Annotated in this window: 23 protein-coding genes; 4 read left to right on the top strand and 19 right to left on the bottom strand. The window is 43.8% G+C overall.

Annotated elements, in window-relative coordinates:
- Positions 1 to 41 precede the first annotated feature (41 nt).
- The 11 genes from AR1Y2_RS07315 to AR1Y2_RS07265 all read right to left on the bottom strand — a co-directional run bounded on the left by AR1Y2_RS07315 (position 42) and on the right by AR1Y2_RS07265 (position 8,229).
- Entirely contained in the window at positions 42 to 425 is a 384-nt protein-coding gene (locus AR1Y2_RS07315) for a hypothetical protein (protein ID WP_022261419.1), read from the bottom strand.
- Positions 422 to 1,831, bottom strand: coding sequence for an FtsK/SpoIIIE domain-containing protein (locus AR1Y2_RS07310; RefSeq protein WP_334290785.1), 1,410 nt, complete (start codon positions 1,829 to 1,831; stop codon positions 422 to 424). Before AR1Y2_RS07310 ends, AR1Y2_RS07315 begins: the two co-directional genes overlap by 4 nt.
- The gene (locus AR1Y2_RS07305) at positions 1,815 to 2,060 is read right to left on the bottom strand and encodes a hypothetical protein (protein WP_022261417.1); all 246 of its coding nucleotides are present in this window, start codon (positions 2,058 to 2,060) and stop codon (positions 1,815 to 1,817) included. The genes AR1Y2_RS07310 and AR1Y2_RS07305 overlap by 17 nt, the downstream gene beginning before the upstream one ends.
- Before the next feature lie 5 nt (positions 2,061 to 2,065).
- The gene (locus tag AR1Y2_RS07300) at positions 2,066 to 2,449 is read right to left on the bottom strand and encodes a YdcP family protein (protein ID WP_022261416.1); all 384 of its coding nucleotides are present in this window, start codon (positions 2,447 to 2,449) and stop codon (positions 2,066 to 2,068) included.
- 13 nt (positions 2,450 to 2,462) lie between these two features.
- The gene (locus AR1Y2_RS07295) at positions 2,463 to 2,777 is read right to left on the bottom strand and encodes a YdcP family protein (protein WP_022261415.1); all 315 of its coding nucleotides are present in this window, start codon (positions 2,775 to 2,777) and stop codon (positions 2,463 to 2,465) included.
- 248 nt (positions 2,778 to 3,025) lie between these two features.
- Positions 3,026 to 3,400: a hypothetical protein gene (locus AR1Y2_RS07290; RefSeq protein WP_022261414.1), complete on the bottom strand. Its 375-nt coding sequence runs from the start codon at positions 3,398 to 3,400 to the stop codon at positions 3,026 to 3,028.
- Between the two features lie 69 nt (positions 3,401 to 3,469).
- Positions 3,470 to 3,652: a hypothetical protein gene (locus AR1Y2_RS07285; protein ID WP_022261413.1), complete on the bottom strand. Its 183-nt coding sequence runs from the start codon at positions 3,650 to 3,652 to the stop codon at positions 3,470 to 3,472.
- 909 nt (positions 3,653 to 4,561) lie between these two features.
- Positions 4,562 to 6,301 carry a molecular chaperone DnaK gene (dnaK, locus tag AR1Y2_RS07280; RefSeq protein WP_137328387.1) on the bottom strand — a complete coding sequence of 580 codons (1,740 nt, stop codon included), beginning with the start codon at positions 6,299 to 6,301 and terminating at the stop codon, positions 4,562 to 4,564.
- 25 nt (positions 6,302 to 6,326) lie between these two features.
- On the bottom strand, positions 6,327 to 6,944 hold the full coding sequence (locus AR1Y2_RS07275; protein ID WP_243118888.1) for a J domain-containing protein: 618 nt from the start codon (positions 6,942 to 6,944) through the stop codon (positions 6,327 to 6,329).
- Positions 6,937 to 7,782, bottom strand: a complete 846-nt coding sequence (locus AR1Y2_RS07270) for a DUF5685 family protein (RefSeq protein WP_137328385.1) — start codon at positions 7,780 to 7,782, stop codon at positions 6,937 to 6,939. Before AR1Y2_RS07270 ends, AR1Y2_RS07275 begins: the two co-directional genes overlap by 8 nt.
- A 12-nt stretch (positions 7,783 to 7,794) precedes the next feature.
- On the bottom strand, positions 7,795 to 8,229 hold the full coding sequence (locus AR1Y2_RS07265) for a hypothetical protein (protein ID WP_137328384.1): 435 nt from the start codon (positions 8,227 to 8,229) through the stop codon (positions 7,795 to 7,797).
- Between the two features lie 172 nt (positions 8,230 to 8,401).
- On the opposite strand from AR1Y2_RS07265, the gene AR1Y2_RS07260 reads away from it, so the two are divergent.
- Positions 8,402 to 8,692 (top strand): hypothetical protein, encoded by a 291-nt coding sequence (locus tag AR1Y2_RS07260; RefSeq protein WP_243118887.1) that lies wholly within the window; start codon positions 8,402 to 8,404, stop codon positions 8,690 to 8,692.
- 49 nt (positions 8,693 to 8,741) lie between these two features.
- Here the strand turns inward: AR1Y2_RS07260 and AR1Y2_RS07255 are convergent, their stop codons facing one another.
- The 6 genes from AR1Y2_RS07255 to AR1Y2_RS07230 form a co-directional block, all read right to left on the bottom strand.
- Entirely contained in the window at positions 8,742 to 9,062 is a 321-nt protein-coding gene (locus AR1Y2_RS07255; protein ID WP_137328382.1) for a TfoX/Sxy family protein, read from the bottom strand.
- Positions 9,063 to 9,138: 76 nt separating this feature from the next.
- Positions 9,139 to 10,371: a tyrosine--tRNA ligase gene (gene tyrS, locus AR1Y2_RS07250; RefSeq protein WP_137328381.1), complete on the bottom strand. Its 1,233-nt coding sequence runs from the start codon at positions 10,369 to 10,371 to the stop codon at positions 9,139 to 9,141.
- A 65-nt stretch (positions 10,372 to 10,436) separates the two neighbouring features.
- A complete protein-coding gene (locus tag AR1Y2_RS07245) occupies positions 10,437 to 11,885 on the bottom strand; it encodes an aminoacyl-histidine dipeptidase (RefSeq protein WP_137328380.1) in 1,449 nt (482 codons plus the stop codon).
- A gap of 2 nt (positions 11,886 to 11,887) precedes the next feature.
- Complete coding sequence (locus tag AR1Y2_RS07240) at positions 11,888 to 13,252, bottom strand: PFL family protein (RefSeq protein ID WP_137328379.1); 1,365 nt, start codon at positions 13,250 to 13,252, stop codon at positions 11,888 to 11,890.
- A 12-nt stretch (positions 13,253 to 13,264) separates the two neighbouring features.
- On the bottom strand, positions 13,265 to 13,537 hold the full coding sequence (locus AR1Y2_RS07235; RefSeq protein WP_137328378.1) for an ACT domain-containing protein: 273 nt from the start codon (positions 13,535 to 13,537) through the stop codon (positions 13,265 to 13,267).
- 26 nt (positions 13,538 to 13,563) lie between these two features.
- Positions 13,564 to 14,343 (bottom strand): MBL fold metallo-hydrolase, encoded by a 780-nt coding sequence (locus AR1Y2_RS07230; RefSeq protein ID WP_137328377.1) that lies wholly within the window; start codon positions 14,341 to 14,343, stop codon positions 13,564 to 13,566.
- A gap of 416 nt (positions 14,344 to 14,759) precedes the next feature.
- Here AR1Y2_RS07230 and AR1Y2_RS07225 point away from each other — a divergent pair, with 416 nt between their 5' ends.
- The 3 genes from AR1Y2_RS07225 to AR1Y2_RS07215 all read left to right on the top strand — a co-directional run bounded on the left by AR1Y2_RS07225 (position 14,760) and on the right by AR1Y2_RS07215 (position 16,989).
- The gene (locus AR1Y2_RS07225; protein WP_137328376.1) at positions 14,760 to 15,254 is read left to right on the top strand and encodes an RNA polymerase sigma factor; all 495 of its coding nucleotides are present in this window, start codon (positions 14,760 to 14,762) and stop codon (positions 15,252 to 15,254) included.
- Positions 15,244 to 16,134 (top strand): DUF3298 and DUF4163 domain-containing protein, encoded by an 891-nt coding sequence (locus AR1Y2_RS07220; protein ID WP_137328375.1) that lies wholly within the window; start codon positions 15,244 to 15,246, stop codon positions 16,132 to 16,134. Before AR1Y2_RS07225 ends, AR1Y2_RS07220 begins: the two co-directional genes overlap by 11 nt.
- Positions 16,135 to 16,212: 78 nt before the next feature.
- Entirely contained in the window at positions 16,213 to 16,989 is a 777-nt protein-coding gene (locus AR1Y2_RS07215; protein WP_137328374.1) for an N-acetyltransferase, read from the top strand.
- Here the strand turns inward: AR1Y2_RS07215 and coaE are convergent.
- Both coaE and polA read right to left on the bottom strand, forming a co-directional pair.
- On the bottom strand, positions 16,984 to 17,589 hold the full coding sequence (coaE, locus tag AR1Y2_RS07210) for a dephospho-CoA kinase (RefSeq protein WP_137328373.1): 606 nt from the start codon (positions 17,587 to 17,589) through the stop codon (positions 16,984 to 16,986). The two genes, AR1Y2_RS07215 and coaE, sit on opposite strands and share 6 nt — an antisense overlap.
- The gene (gene polA, locus AR1Y2_RS07205; protein ID WP_137328372.1) at positions 17,590 to 20,223 is read right to left on the bottom strand and encodes a DNA polymerase I; all 2,634 of its coding nucleotides are present in this window, start codon (positions 20,221 to 20,223) and stop codon (positions 17,590 to 17,592) included. It lies immediately after the preceding gene.
- Between the last annotated feature and the right edge of the window lie 151 nt (positions 20,224 to 20,374).

The raw sequence follows: 20,374 nt of genomic DNA, 5'->3' as shown, positions 1-20,374 counted from the left end.
CGCTTCGCACGCCGCCTGTGCCGCCTGTGCTACCTATTTACTTACATACGGACCCTAAGATACCGCAAGATCACATCAACATCTTCCAAAATTTTCTTCTCTTCTTTGGAAAGATCGCTGTCTTGATTGGGAAAAGATAATTCAAAATCACAAACAGCTTCCCCTAATCTTAAATAAAACCGATCAGAGAATTCCCCTTTTTTATCCAATACTTCCGCCAGAAGATCATGCACGTTGTCAGAGAAATATTCTTTCAAACTCTTACTTCCAGCATAAGTCAACAGGCATTGTAAAACTTCGGAATCCATAATCTTATACATATCTTCTGCAAACTGCCCGTAATTAACGCAAAGACCACACATCCTTTCTTCTGTATCCAAATACCCAACTGTGATTTTTAGAAATTCCACATTCTTTTCGATCATTCTTCTATCCTTTCTTTGTGTTGTCCGACTCTTTGTCTTTGTAATTTCCCGATTTCCCTTAAAAAATCATATCCTTTTGGGACTAACGGAGTATAAAACTCAGAAATGACCCCATTTCCAGCATCTACATATCCACGGCCTTTTGTCCGCTTGAAAAAGAAATCCTTATCCTGCTCTCCAAACATCATGGAGTAGCCTAATTCACTCATGCGGCCTAATGCCACACGAAAATTGAACTGGTCACGCATCCCATCTTGTAGATATTTTGCGTCTGGTCTTTGACAAGCTAAGATAATAAAATAACCAGACTGCCGACCCAACATCGCAATCTGGTTCAATTTCTCCATTACTGGCATACTTGCCTTATTCCCTAACAAATTCATAAAAGCCACATATTCGTCAAAGACGAGGAAATGTGGCTCCAAGCCTAAATAGGCATAATTTTCCCCGGTCTTATAACCCGGCATCCGCTTCATTGCTTCGTTCCTTTCTAGCATTTCATCACAAAAGTGTTCAATACAAGAAATCATTTCTTCTTTCCTGTGATGAACATCTGGCAGAACCGTTTCCAAATCGGCAAGATCGGCATTTTTCGGATCAAGAATCGTCAACACAGCATTTGTATGAAGTAACATCCAAATGATACAAAGAAGAAAATACGTCTTCCCTCCTCCAGTCGCTCCAGCAATCAACATATGTGGCAATGTGTCATATTCCCAGTAAACATTATCCATTAATTTTAGACAGCCGTTTGAAATCTCCATTTCTTCTATACTGATCCGGCTTCCAATCGTATCATACAAAAGCTCGTACTCCACATAGGATTCCTTAAGTTCTTTTACAATCAACTCACAAAATAGCCCCGTTTCCAATTTCTTTTCCAAATGCAAAAGTTGATCTTGATATTTTCCCATCGTGATTCTTACATTAATTCGGATAATTCCATTATCCAGCGTATAATAGACTTTGGGAAAATATGTAATCTTCTCTTTGCTTTTACTACCGCCCGGAAGATCTTTAAAAAACGAATCCTGAGACTGTACCGCCTCTGATTCATACCATCCATTTTGAAGCAACATCCGGGCTATTTCCTGACGATGCACCCGTTGTTTCCATTGATCTATCCGAAAATAATGATAAGACCATGCAACCGCCACACAGACAAGTACAGTCACACAGAAAGAAAAAAGGACAAACGGAAAATTGATATTCCATTTGATCTGGTCCAAGTTATGCAAACTAATCCCACTAAAATCCGAAATTTGCCACCAATTCAATAGCAAAAAAACGCTAAGGAAGATAGGAGATAGCAAAAAAAAGACAAAAGAAAAGATCAGGTTTTTATCTCTTATCCTGATCCGCTTTCCTTTTGCAAAAAATCTCATTTTTTTAATAAAATCCTCCATAACAGATTACAAGGCCGCCTGTTTCTTCGTCTGGCTGTTCGTAAAACCGAAAAATATGCTCTATGTGATCCTTACACATATCGCTTTCTACAGAAACTTCAAGATTCTCACCCGGATCACAAGTTTCCACAGCATCATAGAGCAACTCTTCTGCCCTAGATTTAAATTCTGGTAACACAACACTTTCAAAATCCTTGATATATTGATCCAAGATTATAATATTACTCATTTTTTTTATTCCTTCTTTCCCGACACCTCTTTTTTAGGTGGTTGATTTGAATTATTCTGCCCTTTTCCTTTCAAAACAATATCATCCGCTTTTAGATACCAGTCAACATCGGCACCTCTAAATGTTGCATTCGCAACGGTATCAATAACAGGATTTATCAATTCAACAAACGAATTATATTCGTATTCTTTCACAGGCACATCAGCCGGGATACTAACTTGAATCATGCAGCCTTGTTCCCTGCATTTCAGATCATAAGTGCGTTCTTTAATTTCATCTGATACTGTTCCATCCTCATTTGTCAACCGAACCTCCCGGCGTAATGCCGAAAACTTTAGTTGCCCAAACGTCCTTTCTTTATCTACTACAATTCCCTCTGGTAATCTCATATTTTCCTCCTTCTTACGCTTTTACCATGTCATCTGCCAACATTTTGTATTTTGTAAATCCACGACCATTAATGTTGTATCCTTCTGCCACAATACGTGGATTTACCAGTTTTACCTTTTCTTCAAATTCAAAATGTTTCTCTCCCACCGAAGCAGGGAGTAAAACCATAACATCATCTGCTTTCTGCACCTCAGAAAACAGATTATATGTACGACCAATAACAGTCATACGATTATTTACCCGACCCTGTTCAACTTCTCCTTCTCCGGCAAATTCCAGAGTTCCAAATGTTTTCTCCATATCTGGTATTACATGTTTTAAATTCATTAATTTTCCTCCTTTAATAATTTTGATATTTCTTCATTCTTTTAATTATTCTCTACTTGGGGAGTTACGCTCCCCAAACCCCTAGTTTACGGCATTTTCCAGCAAGTAGAATCTGCTTCCAAATGTCGTATTATTAGGCGGCTCTCGAATCCTCATATTTTTTCCCTCCTTTATATCAATAAATAATAATATAAAACTATAAAATTCATTGAAAATAAAACTTTTCCCATAATACTCCTCTCACTTCTCTATTTTTTAATTATTTTTACAATTTTATCTTTAGCATCATAATCTATATAATAATCAGATGGGGACTTTTCATATTCCCTCAATACATCTTTTTTGGTTCCCTTTGAAGTAATTACATCATCCTCATATTTTAATGAATATCCAGATGACAATTTATTCTCTATGGAACTTAGAGATTGTTTTATTTCTTCCTTTTTCTGTTTGTCAACATTTGAAATGGAAAGAGACAGACTAAAAGACAAAACACCCATGATAATAACACAAAATACGGATAAAATAGATTCATTAAGACTAAAAAAATCTACACAAATACAAATCAACATGCCTAAAAACATAATCACAATAGACAAAACAACAAAGTAAATAATTGTCATATCTCCTCCTTAAATTCTAATTTTTGTTTTATTCTTATCTTTTAGTATTTTCCCAATGCTTTTTTACTCCTATCTCCATTTTAATGCCAGAGACATAGTTAGAAGAAATGACATTCCAGATACCAACATTGCAAAATTTCTATCCTCCAGAATACTTTCATTATTCTTTTTTAGATATATTAAATACTCTAAAAATATGAATATATAAAGAATAATATTTCCTATAAATAAAACGTTTATGATTTTCTCCATAATTCTCCTCCTATTCAGGACCATAATTTACATCGAACCGCTCCGTTGTAGTCGGTTTCAGCTTTCTGGTTGTCGTAGGCCGTGGCCACTTGTCGTCTTTTGGGTGTCTTCGGTCGTTGATTTTGATTTTTTATTCTTCTTTTTTGCAGTTGTGATTTTTTTCTACAAACCTAAAATAATTTACTAAATATAATTATCTTAGATTTATAGAAATATATAGATTGCTTAATAACATCTATGGGGATAGAGAATAAAATGAATGATTTTATTGTTTATGCCATTAAGCAATCTAAAAAAAGTATTTTTAAAATAATCTGTAATTGAACCTCCTTCCTCCCTTTTACCTCTGGGAATGAGGCGGTGCTGTTCTCTGTCTTGTCTTTCCTATGCCCACGGTTTATTCCCTACTCTCTTAAAGGCACGTATTATTCTGCAATATCCCTTACAGCCCAGCCAACGCTGGCGTTATCTCGGTAATACATAAAACCAACTTAAAAGTCTCAAACACATTTCTATGTACGACATTACTATATCCTCAGACGGCACTCATTCAGTTGTCAATGTTCACAGTATTTCCGAAATTAAAATGGGATTTTTAGAACGAACGTTCCTTGATTTCTAAGACATAATACTTTAGAATAAAGTTGTTATTATATTGTCTTATCGAAAGATAAGTCCCAAAGAGGTTTCAAGCGCCAACTTGGAATCTCTTTTTTTATTTAATTCAATCTGGCAATCACTTCACTGCCTAAATCAAAAAAATGAAACCGAACTAGGACTTCTCCTTTAGTTCAATTTCATTATACAACTTACGTTTTTTTAAATTTCTCTCCAAAAAACCTCATAAAATAGAATAGGAACCTGCTCTTTTAAAAGAACGGTTCCTACTATATTATAGAATACTATATTCTAAGCTTCCGGAAAGACAGAAAGCAGTTCCTCTTTTGCCGCATTCAGTTCCGCCGCCTGCTCCCCGTTGATCTTATCAATCTTCACATGCTTCATGGCCTTTTTCATAGAAGTGGCCGCATCCTTGATGGCTTTCTTTTTTTCTTTTTCAATATCCTTCTTGTGTTCGACAAGATACTGTTCTGCCTGTGCAAGGGCCTGCTCTGCCTCGTGGTAGGCCTGAACTGCCTCTTTGTGCTCCTCGTCAAACGCTGCATTTTCCTGTGCGTCACGGATGGCCTGTTCAATCTCGTCCTCAGACATATTGGAACTCGAAGTGATCACGACACTCTGCTCCTTGCCCGTTCCCAGATCTTTTGCCGACACTTTCAGGATCCCGTTGACATCGATATCGAAGGTCACCTCGATCTGAGGCACTCCCCTCACGGCACGTTTGATGCCCTTTAACCGGAAGTTTCCGATGACCTTATTCTCTTTGGCCATCATGCGCTCACCCTGCAAGACTTTAATATCTACGGCAGTCTGGAAGTTTGCCCCTGTGGTAAAGACCTGGCTGTGGCGTGTGGGAATGGTAGAGTTTCTCTCAATGATCCTTGTGGCCATGCCTCCCATAGTCTCAATAGAGAGGGAGAGCGGAGTCACATCCATCAAAAGTACTTCGTTGGTCCCTGCCTCTCCCGCCAGCTTTCCTCCCTGGATGGCAGCTCCCAGCGCAACACACTCGTCAGGGTTTAAGGACTGGTCCGGACGCTTCCCTGTGATCTCCCCAACTTTCCTCTGGACCGCAGGGATTCTTGTGGAACCTCCCACCATGAGCACACGGCTCAATTCTCCTGCAGACAGCCCTGCATCTTTTAGTGCGTTTCTGACCGGTTCCTCTGTCTTAGCCACAAGTCCGTAGGTCAGCTCTTCAAACTTGGTCCTGGTAAGCTGAATGTCCATATGGTGTGTCTCTCCCCGGTCTACCACGATGAACGGCAGGTTCACATTGGTCTCTGACATGCTGGACAGCTCGATCTTGGCCTTCTCCGCAGCCTCCCTGATCCTCTGCATAGCCTGTACATCAGACTTAAGATCAATCCTGTCTGTTTTTTTGAAGGTCTCCACCAGATAATCTGCCACTGCCTGGTCAAAATCATCCCCGCCCAGATGATTGTTCCCTGAGGTTGCCAGAACCTCAATGACTCCGTCCTCAATCTGGATAACCGACACGTCAAAGGTTCCGCCTCCCAGGTCATAGACCATGATCTTTTGTTCTGTTCCGTTGTCCAGGCCATAAGCCAGTGCCGCAGCCGTGGGCTCGTTGATGATCCTCTTCACATCCAGCCCTGCGATCCTTCCCGCGTCTTTGGTCGCCTGCCTCTGAGCGTCATTAAAATAAGCCGGTACTGTGATCACTGCCTCTGTCACCTGGGTTCCCAGATAGCTCTCTGCATCGTCCTTTAATTTCCTCAGAATCTGTGCAGAGATCTCCTGGGGAAGATATTTCTTTCCGTCAAGTTTCACCCTGTAGTCTGTCCCCATATGTCTTTTGATGGAGGCAACAGTGCGTTCCGGATTGGCCGCTGATTGTCTTTTGGCGGCGTCTCCGATGAGCCGCTCTCCGTTTTTCGTCAATGCCATAACGGAAGGGGTTGTCCTTGATCCCTCCGCATTGTGTATGACCACCGCTTTTCCGCCTTCCATTACTGCGGTGCAACTGTTGGTCGTTCCTAAATCAATCCCTATGATCTTACCCATAAGTCCTCCTGTTTGTGTTCTTTTGTTAATAAGGTCTGCAGCAGCAGTTGATCAAAAGATTCAGCATACAAAGCTGCATACAGCAGCTGCCTCCCATACTGCTCCTTCCGTAGCCGGAACCCATATTTTGATACCAATTTCCACCTTGCTGCATCTGTTTTAAGAACATCTGGTATTCCATATTGGAGGGTTCCATCTGTACTGCTGTCTGGGCATGTTCCAAAGCTGTCACGTTGTTGCCAATGCCTAAATTGGCTACAGCACTGAAATAATACCACTGAGCACTCCTCTGGGAAATGCGGCTGAGCACCTGTAAAGCCTCCTGATAATGGCCCGCCCGCAGATAATTAAGCGCCGCCGCCATCTCCGCTGAACCGGTTCCGGCGTTTTGGTACCCTCCGTAGGAAGACTGTCCTCCCTGATACGGATTTCCGTATGGATTGCCTCCCGCTGAACCGTATTTTCTAAAGTCCATGACCTTCTTGTACGCCTCCTGGACTTCTTTAAACTTCCGCTCCGCATATTCCGGCTGGTTTAAGTTGGCATCCGGGTGATACTTTTTGCTCAGTCTCCGGTATGCTTTTTTAATCTCCTCATCGGTCGCATCCTGTGATACGCCGAGGATTCTATATGCTTCATCCATCTCTATCTTCCTCATTGCCTTTTCTTTTGTTCTTTGCGATCTCAAACTTGGTCCATACACCAGAATAAATGATATTCCTGAGAATTTCAATATCCTTGAGGATCGGAAGACGCTCCAGCACTGCGGCACACTCTGTCATCATCATCGTCAGGATTGTCTCTGCCTTCTGTTCAAATCCCGCATCCTCCTCATAAAAACTCCAAGGATTATATCGTCCGTGCTCCTGGTCTTCCGCCAGGTCCTCATAGGCGTCCATGAGATAAATAAACTTCCCTAAGAAAAATCCCATTTTTCTCAGATCCTCAGACCACTCATCTTCCCTGCACACAAAGATCTCCCCCAGCATCTCTCCCGTGAGTCCCGCCACCCGGTCCAGCTGGTTCACCTCCTCTTGTTCGCACATGGAAAGCTTCTTAATATAGTTCCGGACCGCCCTGCTCTGTCTCGGATATCTGCCGCTGATCTCTGAACAGGCTTTCTTAATACTGTCTGCCAATAAAAGGCTTTTTAGTTTTCTTTCATCCTGCCAGTCATCCAGCAGATTATAATAAGTAAGAAGCATCCCCATATCCGCTGCGTAGTCACTCAGCTGATTGCACAGCACCTTCTGCCTTTTGGTGGGGTGCAGTCCACAGAAATGCTTACCGGAACAAAGCTTCGGTTCATAGAGCCCATTCAGCAGGATCGTTAAAAATGTCATATCATAACTCAGCGTCAGCTGACCCCTTTTCCCGTAATTCTTATAAAGGCGCCGGCACAAGCCGCAGTAATAGGCGCGGTACCGCTCAAAATCCTTAATCTTCATCTCCGGTCTATTGACGGTCAAATACCCAAACATGTAAACCTCCTTTTATGATCTTGCCTGGAACTCTTTGCGGCACTTTGGGCAGGTGATCACAATCTTTCCCTTGCCCTTCGGCACCCTGATATCCTGGCCGCATCCCGGACAGCGGAAAAACTTATGTGTCTTACGCTGCTGAAAGTGCAGCTTCTTCTTTGCAAAAAAGCCTGTGATCTTACTGGTCCTTCTTAAGAATGCCGCATTTTCCGCTGATCTTTTAGAGATATTTCTGGAAAGAACCCTGAAATAACTATACACCAGCAAAACAATTCCCAGATCATAGAGAAGAAAAAACTTCTTTATAAAAACAGGAACAAACATGGCAATCAAAGCCACAACCATTAAAAATTTGGAAAGGGAATCCGCCCCATAGCGTCCCCTTAAAAAATTTTGAATCTTATCTCTCATCATCTCACCTTTCTTTTTCTTAAAAACTGAACCCATACCGCGCAAAGCGCGCTCACCCGAGGGTTATAAAATACGGGGTGCCCTGAGGGTATAGATACCATTATAGCATTTTCATTTACTAGAAAACATAAAGAAATTATAAAATGTCTGAACTTTTTGTGTCATAGAAATTTCCCTTTTTCATATAATGAACAAAGGAGATGATGAGATGACAGATTTAACAAGGCTTCGTATGGAACAGGAAAAACTGAAACTGAATCAAAAATACAGCTCCCATTCCGATCCGTTTCACACAGACCCGGAAGAGGGCGCCAGCTATTGGTCTTTTCTGAAGCTGCGCACAATCTTTTCCGTCATCCTTCTGCTGTTTGTTTTATCCCTGTCTAAAACTGCAGGCAACAAGGATGCCCAAAAGATCAAGTCCGTCATTCAGCACATCGACCAGAGGGATCCCTATACCCAAAAAGCCCTGAATGAAATCCAAAAAAATTTCCGCTGACTCCGGTCAGCAAAACAGCCGCTTTCCATTAAAAGGAAAGCGGCTGTTTTCATTTTTTCTTTTTTGGTTTTGGAAACGGAAGTTCCTCAAAGGTAGCTCTTAAAAACTGGCTGACCAGCTCCGTATTTTCCAGTTCCTCTATGAGAAAATAGGGCTTTGCCCCCTCATAGGGCGGTTCCTTTGCACAGTCCGGCAGAATCTTTTCCCCTGCTTGCGTGATCTTTACAAACAGCTGATTGCCGCAGATGACACCGATAAATTTTCCGTCCAGATACACACCATATTCCCCGAACATCTTCCGGCAGCGGACATTTCCCGTATCTTCCAGCTGTCCGCATACATACTCTACAAATTCAGCACTTGATGCCATACGCTCACCTCCCATCCTGCACATAGAATATCAAAAGGAACAGGACACCTGTATGTCCTGTTCCTGAATCTTTTCTTTATTTCTCTTCTTTTATCTGGCAGAAGCTTTTCTTTCCCTTTTTCAGCAACAGACGTTCTTTATCGTCAAAGTCCGCGGAAGAATAAACCTTCTTAAAGTCTGTGACCTTTTCACCGTTCACAGAAACCCCGCCCTGGGTCACGGTTCTTCTGGCGTCGGATCTTGTGGAACAAAGCTTTGCATCCACCAAAAGCGTCAGGATATCAAGGCCTTCCTCAAGCTGTGCCTTTGGATATTCATGTATCGGCGCATCCTCACTGGCCGCACCTTTGACAAACATGGCCTTCGCACCGGCCTGTGCCTTCTTTGCTTCCTCTTCTCCGTGGACGATCTTTGTCACTTCGTATGCCAGCACTTCTTTTGCCTTGTTGATCTCGGCATCCTGAAGTGCGCCCAAAGACCTTACCTCTTCCATCGGCAGGAAGGTCAGCAGTCCCAGACACTCTTCCACCTTTACATCCTCAATATTTCTCCAGTACTGATAAAATTCATAAGGAGAAGTTTTATCCGGATCCAGCCATACTGCGCCTGACATTGTTTTTCCCATTTTAACTCCGTCACTTCTTGTGAGCAGAGTCAGGGTCAGTCCAAATGCGTTCTTCTGTTCCTTGCGGCGGATCAAGTCCGCTCCGGCCAGAATGTTGTTCCACTGGTCATTGCCGCCCATCTCTAATGTACATCCATATCTGCGGTTCAGTTCCAGGAAGTCATAGGCCTGCATGAGCATATAGTTAAACTCAAAGAATGTAAGACCCCTTTCCATACGCTGTTTATAACACTCCGCTGTCAGCATTTTGTTGACGGAAAAATGAACTCCGATCTCCCGGAGAAATTCTACGTAATTAAGGTCTAAAAGCCAATCTGCATTGTTTGCAAGAATCGCCTTGTCATCATCAAACGAGATGAACCGGGATAACTGCTCTTTAAAGCGCATGGCATTGTGTTCGATGGTTTCCTTGGTCATCATATTCCGCATGTCGGATTTTCCGGAGGGATCCCCGATCATGGTCGTTCCTCCGCCCAAAAGCGCTATGGGTCTGTGGCCTGCCTTCTGCATGTGCATCATAGCCATGACCGTCAGGAAGTGGCCTGCTGTGAGACTGTCTGCGGTAGCGTCAAATCCGATATAAAACGTTACCTTCTCTTTGCCAAGCAGATCGCGCAGTTCCTCATGGGTGGTCTGAGCGATAAATCCTCTTTCTTGTAAAATATCATATACATTTTCACTCATTCGTCTACTCCTTTATCTAAATGGTTCTTTTCCTATTTATTTCAGCTGTCTGACTGCATGGTCCTTTACGGGAACTCTTCAATGATCTTTAACAGCAGCTCCCACGTCCGCTTCACAGAAGAAATCGAAAGCCTCTCATATGTGGTGTGGATGTCAAAGATATCCGGTCCGAAGGCAACGATATCCAGCCCCTTGATCTTGGAAGCAAAAATACCGCACTCAAGACCTGCATGAATCATCTCCACCTTCATATCTTTTCCGTAGATCTGACAGTACTTATCCAGAAATACCTCTCTCAGCACAGAATCCTTTTTGTACTCCCAGGCCGGATAATCATTGGTCCGCTCATAGCTTCCATGAAGCTTCTCTGCCAGTGACTTAAGATTTCCGGCCAGTTCCTCCTTATAAACCGGGGCTGAACTCCGGACTCCAAAGGAAAAGGAGATCTTTCCGGCCTCCATCTTAAGAATCCCAAGATTCAAGGAACTCTCCACAAGCCCCTCAATATCCCTGCTCATCGTATGGATTCCGTTGGGCGTATGGGTCAGGAAATAAAGGACTCTCTCCTGTGCCTCAGATGTCAGACATTCTTCAGCCTCCGCATCAAAAAACTCAAGGTTGACTTCAATTCCATCATCCGTATCCTGGAACTGCTCCTTGCAGTATAAAAGCAGTTTCGCTGCGGCCTCTTCTATAGCATCCCTGTCCTCATAGACCAGCTTGGCATAGCATTCGTTTGGGATAGCGTTGTCCTTCTGTTCCTGGGCACCATAGATGCGGATCAAATGGATCCCTTCCATGTACTCAAGCATCCGCCCCATTAAAATATGGGCGTTTCCATGGTTTTTGTCAATCTCTGTGCCAGAGTGTCCGCCCAAAAGTCCTGTGATAGAGATCTGGCAGATGCTGCCCTGTCTCTTCTCATATTCAAGAGGCAGGGTAACCTTAACTGTGGTACCTCCCGCGCACCCTGCAAGGAGAATCCCTTCCTCCTCAGAATCAATATTTAAAAGATATCTTCCTTCAAGGACGGAGGTATCAAGGGCCGTGGCTCCCTCCATGCCTACTTCTTCCTCCGTTGTAAACACGACTTCCAAAGGAGGATGCGAAACCGTGTCATCATCTAAGAGGGCAAGGCAGTATGCTACAGCAATACCGTCATCTCCTCCTAAGGTTGTTCCTTTTGCCCGGACAAAGTCCCCGTCAATTTCCAGTTCCAGTCCATCCTTTGTAAAATCCACTGGACTGCCAGGCTCCTTCTGGCATACCATATCCAAATGTCCCTGAAGGATCAGAGCAGGCTTATGGGCACAAGAAGGAGAGGCCTCCTTTTTGATGATCACATTATAGTGATCGTCCTGCAGTACAAAAAGGCCTCTCTGTCTGGCAAAATCCACACAGAAATCACTCACAGCCTTACAGTTGTAAGAGCCGTGAGGAATTCCGGTAAGGATTTCAAAATATTCAAAAACTTTTTTTGGTTCTAAATGGCTTAATACCCCAAAAGTCTTCACCTCTAATTTTTAAAACTGTGGATCGGCGCAGGAATCCTGCCGCCGCGGTTAATAAAGTCATCACAGGAGAATTCATTGACCGGCATAACTGGTGCGTATCCTAAAAGACCGCCGAACTCTACCTGGTCTCCCACATCTTTTCCGATAGCCGGTATGATGCGGACTGCGGTTGTCTTTTGGTTGATCATTCCCAGAGCCATCTCATCGGCGATCATTCCTGCAATCGTGGATGCCTTTGTTTTTCCAGGAATTGCGATCATATCAAGTCCTACAGAACATACACAGGTCATGGCCTCCAGTTTTTCCAGTGTCAATGCGCCTGCGTTGACCGCATCGATCATTCTCTGGTCCTCGCTTACTGGAATAAACGCTCCGCTTAAACCTCCCACGTAAGAAGAAGCCATAACTCCGCCCTTCTTCACCTGGTCATTTAACATGGCAAGCGCTGCCGTTGTTCCCGGGGCACCTGTAAACTCAAGTCCGATCTCCTCTAAGATCTCTCCCACACTGTCGCCCACAGCCGGGGTCGGTGCAAGGGAAAGGTCAATGATCCCAAACGGGATTCCGAGACGTTTGGAAGCCTCTTTCGCTACCAGCTGTCCCACACGGGTGATCTTAAATGCAGTCTTCTTGATCGTCTCACACAGAACCTCAAAGTTCTCCCCGTGCACAAGTTCAATGGCACGTTTTACAACTCCCGGTCCGCTGACTCCAACGTTGATGACAGAATCTGTCTCTGTCACTCCGTGGAACGCACCCGCCATAAATGGATTATCATCCGGGGCATTGCAGAATACGACAAACTTTCCGCATCCCAGACAGTCAGTTTCCTTTGTTAATTCAGCAGTCTCCTTAATCATCTCACCGATCAGCTTCACTGCGTCCATGTTGATTCCAGTCTTAGTACTTCCCACATTCACGGAGGAGCACACAAAATCTGTAGATGCCATGGCTTTCGGAATGGAACGGATCAAGAGCTCGTCTGCTTTTGTCATTCCTTTACTCACCAGCGCGGAGTAACCGCCCAGGAAGTTGACGCCTACCTCCTTAGCCGCCTTATCCAGCACCTTGGCAAGCTCTACGAAATCATCGGAAGTCTTGCAGACATTTCCGCCCACCAGTGCAATCGGAGTGATGGAGATCCTCTTGTTGACGATAGGAATGCCAAACTCCTTCTCTATATCCTTCCCTGTTTTCACCAGATCTTTCGCAACTGTGGTGATCTTTGTATAAATATTTTCTTTTACTTCAGAGAGTGTGGAACCTACGCAGTCTAAAAGACTGATCCCGATAGTGATCGTACGCACATCCAGGTTCATCTCTGAGATCATCTTATTGGTTTCAATTACTTCGTTAATATTTATCATTTCAGACCCCCGTTAAATCCTGTGCATAACATTAAAAATCTTTTCGTTCTGTGCCTGAATGACAACGCCCAGTTCTTCCCCGATCTGTTTCAGTTCTTCTGAAAATACTGTGATATCCTTTGTGGCCTCGGAAGAGTCCACAACCATCATCATATTGAAGAATCCCCCTGTGATCGTCTGGGAAATATCCAGAATGTTCACATGGTTATTGGCCAGATAGGTGCAGACCTTTGCGATAATCCCAACATTATCTTTCCCTACCACTGTAATTACTGTCTTATCCATTTTTAATCCTCCTAAAAATATGTATCTTAACTGACTTTGGTGATGGATGAAATGCAGTCTCTCTTTGCCACTTCCATCAGAAAATCCGGCTTTGTCAGTGCTACCTTTACGGTCTCATAGGCAAGCTCGGCAAAGTTGTTCTCCTTGCTTAAATGTCCCAGATATACCTTCTGGGTCTTTTGGGTCACGGTATCTTCAATCAGCTGGGCACACCGCTCGTTGGATAGATGCCCATGGTCGCCCAGTATGCGCCGCTTCAGATAATATGGATAGCTTCCCACCTGGAGCATGTTCACGTCGTGGTTTGCTTCCACAAATAAAATATGGGAATCCCTGATCTTTTCCACCAGATATTCGTCATAGTCTCCCAGGTCTGTGGCAATGCTTGCCTTAAACCCTTCTGAATAGAAGGAATAGCACACAGGATCTGCCGCGTCATGCCACACATGGGATGCTTCCACAGTAATGTCGTCAAGCCTAAACGGGTGATCTGCTTCAATGGGATGGAACAAGCTCTTCTCCACTTTTCCAATATGCCTGCTTCCTAAAACCGCATCGATGGTTTTTGCCGTGGCAAAAACCGGCAGGCCGTATCTCCTCATCATCACTCCCAGCCCCTTGATATGGTCAGAGTGCTCATGGGTAACCAAGATCCCGGTAAGCTCATCGGCCCTGGTATCCAGTTCCCCCAGGGACTTTTCTATTCTCTTTGCACTGATGCCGCAGTCCACCAAAAGCTTCGTATCCTTTGCCCCTACAAAGATAGAGTTTCCCTCACTGCTGCTTGCAATACTTGATAATTCCATTCTCATACCTCAATTCATCTTCGTCCGCATAAAAGCGCGGTCCGAATCTATCTGCCATTATATCATAAGGTTAGGAAAATTGTATAGTTTTTTTATCCGTACTCTGTGATAATTGAAAGAGACAGTTTTTGTTCATTATCTCCAGTCGACTCTGGTAAGGCCTCCTTCCGATAATGAACAAAAACTATCTCAGATCGGTACCTAATGTTTAGCTGGCTCATTTATTTAATAAATAATTTATGACCTATCTGAAAAAGCAAGCCGAATAACTGTTACTGCCTACAAAAGTTTTTCTCCGTTGTCGTATGGAGGCCTTTCCAGAGCTGACTGGAGACAACGGAGAAAAACTCCCTTGAAACTATTTCTCTTTCTGCTGCGTCTAATTTTTGTAGCTACAAATCAAGGAGGTTTCATTCATGAAAAAGACATCGGAGATGGAAAGCCTGACAGCAGACATCATTGTCTCTGAATATGAGAGCCTTTACCGTATGGCATATACTTATGTGCACAATGAGAGTGACGCCATGGACATCGTTCAGGAGAGTGCCTGCAAGGCCATCACAAAATGCCACACGGTAAAGCCTCAATATGTAAAGACATGGCTTTACCGGATCACCATAAACACTGCAATTGACCTGATCAGGAAAAACAAAAAGGAAGTCATAGGGATCGAGGATTACGAATACGGATCTGAGGATTCCTACCGGGATTTTGATACGTTAGACGCGTTAAATGTATTGAGCCCCAGAGAAAAACAGGTAGTCATCCTGCGTTTCTTTGAGGATCTGAAGCTTTCGGAGATCGCTGAAATACTAAATGAGAATTTAAACTCAGTAAAATCTCTGCTCTACCGAAGCCTGAAAAAATTAAAAGTCGAATTGTCAGAAGGAGAATCATATCATGGAAAATAAAAAGAAAATGGATCGTCTCAAACAACAGTATGAAGACATTGAAATTCCAAAAGAGCTGCACCAAAAAGTGATGGATTCCATCGAGAAAGGAAAAGCGGAAAATGAAAGAGCCCGAAAAAAAGCACGTTTTACGGCGTTTGGAACAAAATTAGGATTATCTGCCGCGGCTGCTCTTTTTGTCATCACCGTGGCCGCAAACACAAACCAGAACATTGCCTATGCTATGACAAAGGTTCCTGTGCTGAAAAGCATTGTCAAGGTGGTCACCTTCCGTTCCTATGAGGAAAAGGAAAACAATATGGAAGCAAAGATCAAAACACCGAAAGTAACCGGTCTGAAAGATAAAAAGACCCAGAAAGAATTAAACAAAGAGATGGCACAGTACACAGATATAATAAAAAAGGAATTTGCAAAGGATCTCCGAAAAAACAGCAAAACCCACAAAAGTCTCACCACAGACTATAAAGTCCTGTTGAACAACAACTCCTTCCTTTCCATACAGATCCGCACTGAAACCTCTGAGGGAAGCTCAAACGCCTACAGCCGCATTTATAATATCAATAAAAAAACCGGCAAGATCATGAAGCTTCGCGGCCTGTTTCATAAAAATGCCGACTATCAAACGGTCATATCCAAAGAGATCAAAAGACAGATGCGGCAGCAAATGAAACAGGATCCTTCCAAATCTTATTTTATTGATACAAAAAAAGACGATGTTCCCGTAGATGAGTTCAAAAAGATCTCTGCTTCACAGAACTTTTACCTGAAACCGTCTGGTGACCTTGTCATCGTCTTTGACAAATATGAGGCTGCTCCCGGATACATGGGAACTCCAGAATTTACGATCTCAAAAAAACTGCTTTCCTCTATTTTAAAGTGATGCAAAGAACCTGACAGACTGCTGTCAGGTTCTTTCTGTTATAATAGATGTATCAAACGAAAAGAAAGGAGTCTTCCCATGAATGACTTAACATTTATCTCTGTGGACCAAAGCAATATTGATAAGGAACACATTTGCTGTGCCATAACAGAAAAGAAAGGTGAAACTTGTGTTTCCTCAAAAAAAACCTGGATGAAGCAGCGTTTTGCTGACGGCTTGGTATTTCGTAAGCTGGATGCCCGCGGAAAAGTGTTCATCGAATATATTCCCGCTGAAAATGCCTGGCTGCCTGTGACAGCAGAACAATATATGCACATCAACTGTCTCTGGGTTTCAGGAAAATTCAAGGGGCAGGGGCTTTCTGACCAGCTTTTGAACCAGTGTATAGAAGATGCCAAAAAAGCAGGAAAATCCGGCCTCACCGCACTTTCCTCCGCAAAGAAAAAACCATTTCTGTCTGATCCAGGTTATCTGAGACACAGAGGATTTCTCACTGCGGATACCGCACATCCTTTCTTTGAACTGCTCTATCTGCCCTTCGATGAGAATGCACCGATTCCCACATTTAAGGGCTGTGCAAAAGATGGAAAGATCAACGAGGACGGTATGGTGATCTATTATACCAATCAATGTCCGCACACTGCAAAATATATCCCTCTCCTTCAGGATGTCGCTAAGCTTCATGGGCTGCCTCTCACCGTCCATAAAATCGAAACAACCAAGCAGGCACAAAATGCTCCTGCTCCATTTACTGCTTTCAGCCTATTTTACCAGGGATTGTTTGTCACAAATGAGATCCTGTCAGAGAAAAAATTTGAAAAATTTATTCAGGAGACTGTTCTCCCTTCCCTATAGGCCTTCCAGCCTTAGAATATCGGCGATCTGCTGCCTTGTCTCATGAAGACTTCCGGAGTTGTCGATGACATGGGTAGCGGCTGTTCTGAAGCTGTCTTCACCCGGCTGACTCTTAATCATAGAGGCTGTCTTCTCATCGGAGTAGCCTCTTCCCTCCTTAAGCCTCTGATATCTCAGCTCTTCTCTGGCAAACACATACCAAAGCTGGTCAAATCTCTGCTCAAATTCCGCCCCTGTGAGCAGGGCCGCTTCATATACTATGAACCGGACCTTAGAATCCTTCTCCATCTCATCTATCCGGTGTTCGATCGCTTTTACTACATTGGGATGCGTCAGGCTGTTTAACAGCTTCAATTTTTCTTCATCGCCAAATACAATGGCACCCAGGGCAGCACGGTCAATGCTCCCCTTCTCTGTAAGGATTTGTTCACCGAGCTGCTTCACCAATGCTTTAAAGTTTACTGCTCCCGGCTCCATCAGCTCATGGGCTACCCGGTCTGCCTCAATAAGGCCGGCACCGTAATCATTCTTTAAAATATTTAAAACTTCGCTCTTGCCGGAGCCCACACCACCGGTGATTCCAATGACTTTTTTCTTCATTTATTTAGCCTCATACCAGCTGCTTCCTGTGTGAATATCAATACTCAGCGGTACAGAAAGCTTTGCTGCGCTCATCATCTCTTTTGTAAGGATTTCTTTCACTTCTTCCACCTCACTGTCATAGGCCTCGATCAGAAGCTCATCGTGGATCTGCAGGATCAGGCGGGACTTCAGTTTCCTTTTTTTCAGTTCCATATTGACCCGGATCATGGCGATCTTAATAATATCCGCCGCTGTTCCCTGGATCGGTGAGTTCATGGCAACACGCTCCCCGAAATTCCTCTGCATAAAGTTGCTGGACTTTAACTCCGGTATTGGACGGATGCGCTGGAACATCGTGGTCACAAAGCCCTCTTCTTTTCCTTTTTCCACTTCCCGATTCAAATATTCCTTTACCTTCGGGTACGTCTCAAAGTACTTGTCAATATATTCCTGTGCCTGCTTTCTCGTGATCTTCAAATCCTGGCTTAAGCCAAATGCGCTGAGTCCGTAGACGATCCCAAAGTTGACTGCCTTGGCATCCCTTCTCTGAATGCTGGTGACCTGATCAATCGGCACTCCAAACACCTCAGAGGCCGTTCTGGCATGAATGTCCTGCTCCATCTCATATGCATGGATAAGATTTTCATCTCCTGAGAGGTGGGCCAGCACCCGAAGCTCGATCTGTGAATAATCCGCATCCACAAACGTATAACCTTCCTCTGGCAAAAACACTTTTCGGATAGCCCTTCCAAGTTCTACTCTGGCAGGGATATTCTGCAGATTCGGCTCTGTGCTGCTGATCCTTCCTGTAGCCGTGATGGTCTGGTTGAACTTTCCGTGAATCCTCTCATCCTCCCCAATATAATTGGCCAGTCCATCCGCATACGTGGATTTCAGTTTGGTCAACTGCCGGTACTCAAGGATATAAGAGATGATCGGATATAAATGCTCGATCTTTTCTAATACATCCACACTGGTGGAATAGCCGGTCTTTGTCTTTTTTCCGCCTTCCAGCTTCATGTGCTCAAAGAGAACCACACCCAGCTGCTTCGGTGAATTGATATTAAATTCCTCGCCGGCTTCTTTATAGATCAGGTCCTTGAGTTCCTCGATCCGCCCTACCAGCTGATCCCCATACTGTTTCAGCGCTTGTCTGTCCACATGGATACCCCGCACTTCCATATCATGGAGGGCCACCATGGTTGGAATCTCAATCTCTTCATATAAAGAAAGCATACCGGTCTCTTTCAGCTTCTTCTTCAGAGGCTCCACACACGCACATGCAACATAGGCTTCGTAACCAATGATCTGTTCCCCTTCCGGGATCAACTCACCCTGTTCAAATATACTTTTTCTCTTGTCCAAAAGTTCCTTTTTGGATGGAAGCAGAACCCCCAGATAATCTCTAGAAATATCGTCATACTCGTAAGTGCTCTTTAAAGGATTTAAGAGATAGGCCGCCAGAGCCGCGTCAAAAATACTCCTGTCTTCCTCACTCAGAGAAAGCTCATTCAGAAACTCTTTCACATCCATCATACTCACTTCCGGCACCAAACGGTACAGTTCTCCCGCCTGTCCCATCAGATATTCATCTGTGAGAAACCCTTCTGTCTGAAACAGAAATACTTCGGTTCCTCCCGTGCAGAGCCCGAGAAATGTGCTGTCTTGTTCATGGTACAGCGCAAGTCCTGCAGCCTGGCTTTTTTTCGCCTTGGTAAAAATCTGGTCTGCTTCATCCAGATTTGAAACCTTGCGGATGTCCACGGAAAACTCTTCTCCATGTTCTCCCTCAAACTTCTTTAAGACAGACTTGAATTCCAGCTTTTTCAGCAGCTGATAAGCCTCCCCTGTAAAAATATCATTGATCTTCGCGTCCTCAAATGAAAGCTCAATGGGGCAGTCCAGCTTAATGGTTGCCAGTTCTTTGCTTAAAACACCCTGATCGTAAAACTCTTCCAGCTTGTTTTTCGCCCTCTTTGGCATCACATCCTCAATGTGTTCGTGGGCATTTTCAATACTCTTAAACTCCTTGATGATCTTAGCCGCTGTCTTTTCCCCAATCCCCGGGATCCCCGGAATATTGTCGGAGGCATCGCCCATCAACGCTTTCATGTCGATGAATTCTTTTGGGGTCACCCCGTAAGCTTCCATGACGTCCTTTGCAAAATAATCTTCTACTACATTTCCGCCGCCCTTTGTCTTTGGAATGCGGATCTGTACATTTTCTGTGGCCAGTTGTAAAAGATCCCGGTCCCCAGAAATGATCCTTACCTGGTAGCCCTCTTTTTCACCAACCACAGACATTGTTCCGAGCAGGTCATCCGCCTCATAGCCTTCTTCCATCATTAGCGGGATATCCATAGCCTTCAGCACGTCTTTTATCACCGGAACCTGTTCCCTCAGTTCCTCTGGCATAGGTTTTCTGGTGCCTTTGTATTCCTTAAACATTTCGTGCCTGAACGTAGGCGCTTTCAAGTCAAATGCTACAGCAAAGTGGGTGGGCTTTTCCTCATCCAGGAACTTAAACATGATATTTAAAAATCCGAGGATTGCATTTGTATGCAGTCCCTGGCTGTTGGTCATATCCGGCAGCGCATAAAACGCCCGGTTCAGGATGCTGTGGCCATCGATCAGCATTAATTTTTTTTCCATAAGTCTGTCTTCTCCTTTATTTCTATGAGTCATTTTAGCATAAGGAAAAATGAAAAGAAAGGGGGCAGACACAAAACGGACTTTTTCTCTTTTCCTGTGCAAAAAATTAGAACAGTTGAATTCCTTTCGACATACACTGAAAAGAATTCAA

This window comes from Anaerostipes rhamnosivorans, assembly GCF_005280655.1.
Lineage (GTDB): Bacteria > Bacillota > Clostridia > Lachnospirales > Lachnospiraceae > Anaerostipes > Anaerostipes rhamnosivorans.
This window is presented reverse-complemented; position numbering and strand designations above follow the sequence as displayed.

Excerpts from the sequence above, each read along its gene's own strand:
- AR1Y2_RS07240 (WP_137328379.1), bottom strand. The coding sequence starts at position 13,252 with ATGATAAATATTAACGAAGTAATTGAAACCAATAAGATGATCTCAGAG.
- AR1Y2_RS07225 (WP_137328376.1), top strand. The coding sequence starts at position 14,760 with ATGAAAAAGACATCGGAGATGGAAAGCCTGACAGCAGACATCATTGTC.
- AR1Y2_RS07305 (WP_022261417.1), bottom strand. The coding sequence starts at position 2,060 with ATGAGTAATATTATAATCTTGGATCAATATATCAAGGATTTTGAAAGT.
- AR1Y2_RS07285 (WP_022261413.1), bottom strand. The coding sequence starts at position 3,652 with ATGGAGAAAATCATAAACGTTTTATTTATAGGAAATATTATTCTTTAT.
- AR1Y2_RS07235 (WP_137328378.1), bottom strand. The coding sequence starts at position 13,537 with ATGGATAAGACAGTAATTACAGTGGTAGGGAAAGATAATGTTGGGATT.
- AR1Y2_RS07215 (WP_137328374.1), top strand. The coding sequence starts at position 16,213 with ATGAATGACTTAACATTTATCTCTGTGGACCAAAGCAATATTGATAAG.
- AR1Y2_RS07255 (WP_137328382.1), bottom strand. The coding sequence starts at position 9,062 with ATGGCATCAAGTGCTGAATTTGTAGAGTATGTATGCGGACAGCTGGAA.
- AR1Y2_RS07315 (WP_022261419.1), bottom strand. The coding sequence starts at position 425 with ATGATCGAAAAGAATGTGGAATTTCTAAAAATCACAGTTGGGTATTTG.
- AR1Y2_RS07310 (WP_334290785.1), bottom strand. The coding sequence starts at position 1,831 with ATGGAGGATTTTATTAAAAAAATGAGATTTTTTGCAAAAGGAAAGCGG.
- AR1Y2_RS07265 (WP_137328384.1), bottom strand. The coding sequence starts at position 8,229 with ATGGGTTCAGTTTTTAAGAAAAAGAAAGGTGAGATGATGAGAGATAAG.
- polA (WP_137328372.1), bottom strand. The coding sequence starts at position 20,223 with ATGGAAAAAAAATTAATGCTGATCGATGGCCACAGCATCCTGAACCGG.
- coaE (WP_137328373.1), bottom strand. The coding sequence starts at position 17,589 with ATGAAGAAAAAAGTCATTGGAATCACCGGTGGTGTGGGCTCCGGCAAG.
- AR1Y2_RS07220 (WP_137328375.1), top strand. The coding sequence starts at position 15,244 with ATGGAAAATAAAAAGAAAATGGATCGTCTCAAACAACAGTATGAAGAC.
- tyrS (WP_137328381.1), bottom strand. The coding sequence starts at position 10,371 with ATGAGTGAAAATGTATATGATATTTTACAAGAAAGAGGATTTATCGCT.
- AR1Y2_RS07295 (WP_022261415.1), bottom strand. The coding sequence starts at position 2,777 with ATGAATTTAAAACATGTAATACCAGATATGGAGAAAACATTTGGAACT.
- AR1Y2_RS07260 (WP_243118887.1), top strand. The coding sequence starts at position 8,402 with ATGACAGATTTAACAAGGCTTCGTATGGAACAGGAAAAACTGAAACTG.
- dnaK (WP_137328387.1), bottom strand. The coding sequence starts at position 6,301 with ATGGGTAAGATCATAGGGATTGATTTAGGAACGACCAACAGTTGCACC.
- AR1Y2_RS07290 (WP_022261414.1), bottom strand. The coding sequence starts at position 3,400 with ATGACAATTATTTACTTTGTTGTTTTGTCTATTGTGATTATGTTTTTA.
- AR1Y2_RS07230 (WP_137328377.1), bottom strand. The coding sequence starts at position 14,343 with ATGGAATTATCAAGTATTGCAAGCAGCAGTGAGGGAAACTCTATCTTT.
- AR1Y2_RS07270 (WP_137328385.1), bottom strand. The coding sequence starts at position 7,782 with ATGTTTGGGTATTTGACCGTCAATAGACCGGAGATGAAGATTAAGGAT.
- AR1Y2_RS07300 (WP_022261416.1), bottom strand. The coding sequence starts at position 2,449 with ATGAGATTACCAGAGGGAATTGTAGTAGATAAAGAAAGGACGTTTGGG.
- AR1Y2_RS07275 (WP_243118888.1), bottom strand. The coding sequence starts at position 6,944 with ATGGATGAAGCATATAGAATCCTCGGCGTATCACAGGATGCGACCGAT.